The following is a 5,106-nucleotide window of genomic DNA, read 5'->3' as shown; positions in this document are numbered from 1 at the left end:
CATAGTTAGCAGCAGCACCAGCAAATGTCTTTCGTTTTCCTTGTGCATATGCTCCAAATCCTGCTAATAGTTTGGCTGATTTGGCTGCATATTTAATTGCTTGTCTTGCATATCCTTTGACTCCATAGAAAGCATTGTTTCTGGTGTAGTCACTTTTTAGTAGTCTGGCAGCAGTTCGATATCCTTTAGCACTGCTTCCGTTTAGTTTTACCTGTTCGTTGACTTTACTTTTAAGAGCTTGATATTGTTGCTCATTAATGGTTACAGGTGACTGCAAGTCTGCCATTGATTTATGTGGTTGCAGTGTTCCAGGATTGGTTGGTGTCAGGGAATCTGTTGTTGCTTTTCCTACTAAGTCACTAGCAGTTCCAAGTCTGTGTTCGCCGTTAGCAAGTGATGAACTGTTGCTTTGTGCGGCTCCTGATATTTTTGCAAGTGCGTTTCTTAATCCCATTTATACTCCTGTTTAAGTATCATGCTAATATTTGGCTAATTTCATCTGCAATTTCTGATAGGTCAGTATCATCACCGTCAAATGATATGAAATTACCAGTTATTGGGTGAAAGACTGTTAGTATAGGAGACCATTGAACCCACCATGAAGAACCAAACCATTGACCCTCCCATTCTGGTTCTGGGATAAATTCTGATTCTGGTGTTTCTTGACCTATTGTCATCACATCTTCTGATGAAATATTCTTGATTGCTTCAAGTTTTTGTTGTTCATATATTTGAAGTTGCGGGATGGCTTCTGAGATATCAAAAAGTGAAAGTTGTTTCATGATTTCATTAGTCTGATTGAGTTTCAGCTTGTTCTATTTCACTTCTACTTTCACCAGGAGTTAGTGATATTGCTGCAATTGTGAGTAGTAATATCAATATTGTTGGCATGAGAATAGGTAGAAGTGTATATTCTAGAATTCCTTTAACTTTCTTGTTTTTTGCCATTGGTTGAACTGTGAAATACTGGTGGTGAATGAAGTTCGTTAAATAGAGCTTAGTCTAACTCATCGTCAGTTGATGGTAGTTGATTCATTTGTTTTTCAACTATTATCATGCGTGCATCTTCTTTGAAGTCAGCATAATAATGTTGGTATGCTTTACCCCAAGTGATTGCGTCTCCACGAGCAGTTCGTTTTGCATCAGCAATGATTTCAGTGAGTTCTAGTCGTTCAAATTGTTTTTCAGACTGGGATTGACTCGACTTCGATTGGTTGATTTGTTGCACTATGGCGCTGTTGTTTGTTGTCATTATCGTAATTTCTGATTAATTTCAAAAGTTCAGGTAGGTGAAGCACGCCTTGACCGCGTGAACGGTATGTTGCCATCCATCGAAACACAACGATAATTTATGATGAACTTCTATCAAATCCTCTATCGCCCTTGAAGTGATTGAACCCACTGATATTGCACGACTTCAATAATTCCACATCTTTATATAGTTGTGGATATGAAATTGGAATGCCAGCGAAGGCAAGCCCTTCAAGTAATTGTTTCCGTGACAGCCAGTCAGATTGCCCGATAGCAAACTGAATAGCTCGATGAATTTTGACAACTGTGTAGCGATTAAAGTTGTTACTGGATATGTAGCCCTCCATAAAGTATATTAAAGGTATTGGTATTGTATTATCAAGGTTTAATAGCCTATAGTTCGTCCGGTTTCTCCCGTTCACCAGTCTATTTATTCCTTGAATATGCTGCTATTATAAGTGAATTATAAGTATATGTCAAGAGGAAAAAAAGGTAGTCAGAAACAAATGAAACAAATATCAGTTAGTGTCCCTGACTATATATATAAAGCGTTAGTCTTTCTTACTGAAACGTCAGGTAAAAGCCAGAGTGCTTATTGCGCTCCATGGATTGAAAATGGTGTGATTGATGAAATTAGTAGATTTAGGAAACTTCACAACGAAATGAGCGACCTTGAAATTTCACTTGAAGATGAAGAATAGCTCTTAAGAAGCGGAGTTCCAAGAACTGTTAAACTCGTTCTCTAGATTTAGTGTTGAGTACCTAAATCACTCGTGAGAACGCCACTTTTTCAATAAGTATATTTACTGTGTAGTGGGGTGTCTAGTAATCACTGTACAGTGCACTAGACACCCTTCACTGAACTATTGTGTACCATAATGCGGGTTTAGTTTGCTAATTGTCCTGTTTGGCAATGTTTTTAATCAAAGACTGCACTTTATAACACAAATTAATAGAACACCAGTAATGTGAATAATTTTGCCAGAAAAATTGGATTTTTGTTTTGAAGTGAATTAGAAATGCACATTGGTTATGGAAAATTCCCAGAAACAGTCTTATTTAACATTCGACTTGCAATTAAATACCATTTTCGTTACTGCAAATAAACCTTGGTTAGGATTGTTTGTAATGAAACAAGATAGGTTCTAACAAAACCATAGCTATGGCTAAGGTAGCTATCAACAAACCATCTTTTTTACCAGCAATCAGTATTCAGCTAAAATTCGGGGGTTAAAATCTCCATTATACGACTTGAAAACTGATTACTGATTGCTAACCTCTATTTCAACTAAACTAAGGAATTTTCTCAAATGACTGTATCAACAATGACTGTATCAACTTTGCCTGTATTAAAAGAAGGGGATAGTGGAGATGCTGTTCGGTTTCTTGAACAATTGTTATCTTCAATCTTTTGGTTCGGTCTACCAGTTGGAAGACCGACTCTTATTACCGATAATGTAATATTTGATGCCCAATATGATAATCAAACCAAACAAATAGTAGCTGAGTTTCAAAAAAATTATAACGCTACTTTTCCTTTTCCATCGCCTGATATTGCAGTAGATGGAGTGGTGGGTCCTGAAACCTGGAAAGCTTTGGGTGATGCCATCTTCAAATATACTTATTAAAACTATCACTCTGACAGAAGGTATAAGGAGTCCTCATCTAAAAGTGTTTCATTTTAGATGGGGGAGCCTCAACTATAACGAAGTTTAGTTGAGGTCCTTCACTCCTTGATTAGAGCATACTATTCGACGTCTCAAAAACCTTGGTACTTACATATTAGGTTTTCTGAGAAATAGCGTAACTGTTGTGCAACATTTCACCTGATCAAATCTATTCATCACTGAACGTCTTTGATAATAGTAACTCTTGAAAATCTCATTCCCAAGAGGATTTTTGAGGGTGTCTACTACTCACTAGACACTGCACTAGACAGCGTACACAACACCTCACTGGACAGTTAACCAAGAAAATATCACTATCTCCTCACAAAACTATTGTCATGGCAGAATGTGACCCCTAACTGCTAATCAATATGTAAGAAAATGCACGTCCATCCACAATAAAAAGTTAATTGTGACAACTAATGCACATTATCGAACTTCGCAAAAATTTAGGAGATGATTAAGACATGAAAGGAAAGAAAACAACCTCTTCCCACATCAACAAATTAAAAACAAGGAAACCTTAAATGAATATTCAAACTAACCTCAACAAAGCTTTTAGTTTCAGTTTAGTTGCTTTAACAGCTACTTCTTTATCATTTGCCACAATAACTCCTGTAAAAGCTGCTTTTGCTCAGGTAAAAGTCGAGCCCCTGATCACTCGTAGCGTTATAAATGAAGGGATGAACGGAACATGGAATTTACAATGGAAAGTCAACGGATTGTTATATAAAGGTCGTTTAAAAATGAATGGAAATTTTGGAACTATGGTTGTAAATGTAACTAGACCTAATGGTACGAGAGTTTACGTTGAACAACAAATGAATATGCATCGTCAAAGAAATGGTTATACTCTTCAAGGTAATAGACCTACTTATCCAGGTAGGGATGCAATAAACCGTAACTATCAACCTGATAATTTTTATGTTGAGTTAGATGATAGTGGTCATTTGAAAATGAAAAATTGTTCTGATGATTCTGGTTATATTCCAGTCAGGATGAAAAAAGTTTATTAATTCAATCAAGTTTAATCAACTTATCCTAGGGGAAAATTTCAGCTAAAATTAGACAATATTTATCTAATCAAGTCAAGTTGTGATAGAAAATTCACGTCCACCCACAATAAAAAGTTAATTGTGATAACTCATGCACATTATCCCACTTCCCCAAAAACTAGGAGATGATAAAAATATAGAACTTACACAACGGCGCTAAATATAGTTTGCTTATCTTGAATGATGACCAATTAATACACTATAAATAGCGTTAATGCGTAAGTCCTGATAAATTCAAAAAACAAGGAGAAAATTATGTTTACTGGAACTCAAAGAACTAGGTCTCTTCGTACTCTTACCTTTGGTAGCACTGGTGAAGATGTGAAACATTTACAAAGACAGTTAAATGTTTTTAGATTTGGTCCCTTGGTAGTTGATGGAATATTTGGTGTAGCAACAGAAGAAGCTGTGAAGAAATTCCAAAAATACTATGGTTTAACTGTGGATGGAATTGTGGGTCCCCAAACTTTGGCAGTAATAGATACAAGTAAAATTGTCCGCACTACTCTGTTTTTGGGTAGCACTGGAGAAGATGTAGAATATCTACAAAGACGGTTAAATTTTCTTGGATATGGTCCCTTGGTATTTGATGGAATATTTGGTGTAGCAACAGAAGAAGCTGTGAAGAAATTCCAAAAATCCTCTGGTTTAACTGTGGATGGAATTGTGGGTCCCCAAACTTGGGCACGATTAGAATGGCTCGATTAGTAGTTGAATTCACTAACCAAAACTAATCAGGATTTACGCTAGCGGTATACATAAAGTCTACTAATTTAGGCGATTGTTGACGCAAAGATCCGCTAACGCCTCAATACTGCTGCCTTTCTTAAAGGCGTAAAACTAGAGTAACTGCAATTAAGTACCAAGTTCTTTGCTATCATAAACTAAACAAGGAATTGACTGGATTTCAGCTTTCACTATCTATTAAAAATAGTTGATGAAAGGTATAGCATACCTTTTCTAGCTAAGAACTTAAAATTTTTGCCACAAAAGAATTATAGGATTAGTTGACACCCTCATTGCAGCGTCTCTAGTTTTAGCCCTAATTACAGGTTTGTGTGTGCCAAATTTAATTCTGGCATTTTTATTAACTATAAATACGGATACAAAACAATTGAGTTTGGAGACTTAGT

At 36.1% G+C, this 5,106-nt stretch carries 8 protein-coding genes; 4 read left to right on the top strand and 4 right to left on the bottom strand.

The annotated features are described in order from the left end of the window. From F6K22_RS31055 to F6K22_RS31040, 4 genes are all read right to left on the bottom strand, one after another. Positions 1-454 (bottom strand): hypothetical protein (locus tag F6K22_RS31055; RefSeq protein ID WP_293107135.1); only part of this gene is annotated, 454 nt, incomplete at its 3' end. Positions 455-473: 19 nt separating this feature from the next. Beyond that, the gene (locus F6K22_RS31050; protein WP_293107132.1) at positions 474-782 is read right to left on the bottom strand and encodes a hypothetical protein; all 309 of its coding nucleotides are present in this window, start codon (positions 780-782) and stop codon (positions 474-476) included. 7 nt (positions 783-789) lie between these two features. Further along, positions 790-948 carry a hypothetical protein gene (locus F6K22_RS31045; RefSeq protein WP_293107129.1) on the bottom strand — a complete coding sequence of 53 codons (159 nt, stop codon included), beginning with the start codon at positions 946-948 and terminating at the stop codon, positions 790-792. 49 nt (positions 949-997) lie between these two features. Further along, positions 998-1,252 (bottom strand): hypothetical protein, encoded by a 255-nt coding sequence (locus F6K22_RS31040; protein WP_293107126.1) that lies wholly within the window; start codon positions 1,250-1,252, stop codon positions 998-1,000. A 472-nt stretch (positions 1,253-1,724) separates the two neighbouring features. On the opposite strand from F6K22_RS31040, the gene F6K22_RS31035 reads away from it, so the two are divergent. The 4 genes from F6K22_RS31035 to F6K22_RS31020 all read left to right on the top strand — a co-directional run bounded on the left by F6K22_RS31035 (position 1,725) and on the right by F6K22_RS31020 (position 4,681). Then, entirely contained in the window at positions 1,725-1,952 is a 228-nt protein-coding gene (locus F6K22_RS31035; protein WP_287279668.1) for a hypothetical protein, read from the top strand. Positions 1,953-2,561: 609 nt separating this feature from the next. Continuing rightward, the gene (locus F6K22_RS31030; RefSeq protein WP_293107121.1) at positions 2,562-2,879 is read left to right on the top strand and encodes a peptidoglycan-binding domain-containing protein; all 318 of its coding nucleotides are present in this window, start codon (positions 2,562-2,564) and stop codon (positions 2,877-2,879) included. A gap of 566 nt (positions 2,880-3,445) precedes the next feature. Continuing rightward, the gene (locus F6K22_RS31025) at positions 3,446-3,934 is read left to right on the top strand and encodes a hypothetical protein (protein ID WP_293107119.1); all 489 of its coding nucleotides are present in this window, start codon (positions 3,446-3,448) and stop codon (positions 3,932-3,934) included. Between the two features lie 294 nt (positions 3,935-4,228). Continuing rightward, positions 4,229-4,681 (top strand): peptidoglycan-binding domain-containing protein, encoded by a 453-nt coding sequence (locus F6K22_RS31020; protein ID WP_293107117.1) that lies wholly within the window; start codon positions 4,229-4,231, stop codon positions 4,679-4,681. Positions 4,682-5,106: the final 425 nt, after the last annotated feature.

Source organism: Okeania sp. SIO2F4, from assembly GCF_010672385.1.
In the GTDB taxonomy this organism is placed as follows: domain Bacteria; phylum Cyanobacteriota; class Cyanobacteriia; order Cyanobacteriales; family Microcoleaceae; genus Trichodesmium.
The sequence above is the reverse complement of the archived record's forward strand: the minus strand, read 5'-3'. Positions and strand labels throughout refer to the sequence as shown.

Excerpts from the sequence above, each read along its gene's own strand:
- F6K22_RS31050 (WP_293107132.1), bottom strand. The coding sequence starts at position 782 with ATGAAACAACTTTCACTTTTTGATATCTCAGAAGCCATCCCGCAACTT.
- F6K22_RS31045 (WP_293107129.1), bottom strand. The coding sequence starts at position 948 with ATGGCAAAAAACAAGAAAGTTAAAGGAATTCTAGAATATACACTTCTA.
- F6K22_RS31040 (WP_293107126.1), bottom strand. The coding sequence starts at position 1,252 with ATGACAACAAACAACAGCGCCATAGTGCAACAAATCAACCAATCGAAG.
- F6K22_RS31035 (WP_287279668.1), top strand. The coding sequence starts at position 1,725 with ATGTCAAGAGGAAAAAAAGGTAGTCAGAAACAAATGAAACAAATATCA.
- F6K22_RS31030 (WP_293107121.1), top strand. The coding sequence starts at position 2,562 with ATGACTGTATCAACAATGACTGTATCAACTTTGCCTGTATTAAAAGAA.
- F6K22_RS31025 (WP_293107119.1), top strand. The coding sequence starts at position 3,446 with ATGAATATTCAAACTAACCTCAACAAAGCTTTTAGTTTCAGTTTAGTT.
- F6K22_RS31020 (WP_293107117.1), top strand. The coding sequence starts at position 4,229 with ATGTTTACTGGAACTCAAAGAACTAGGTCTCTTCGTACTCTTACCTTT.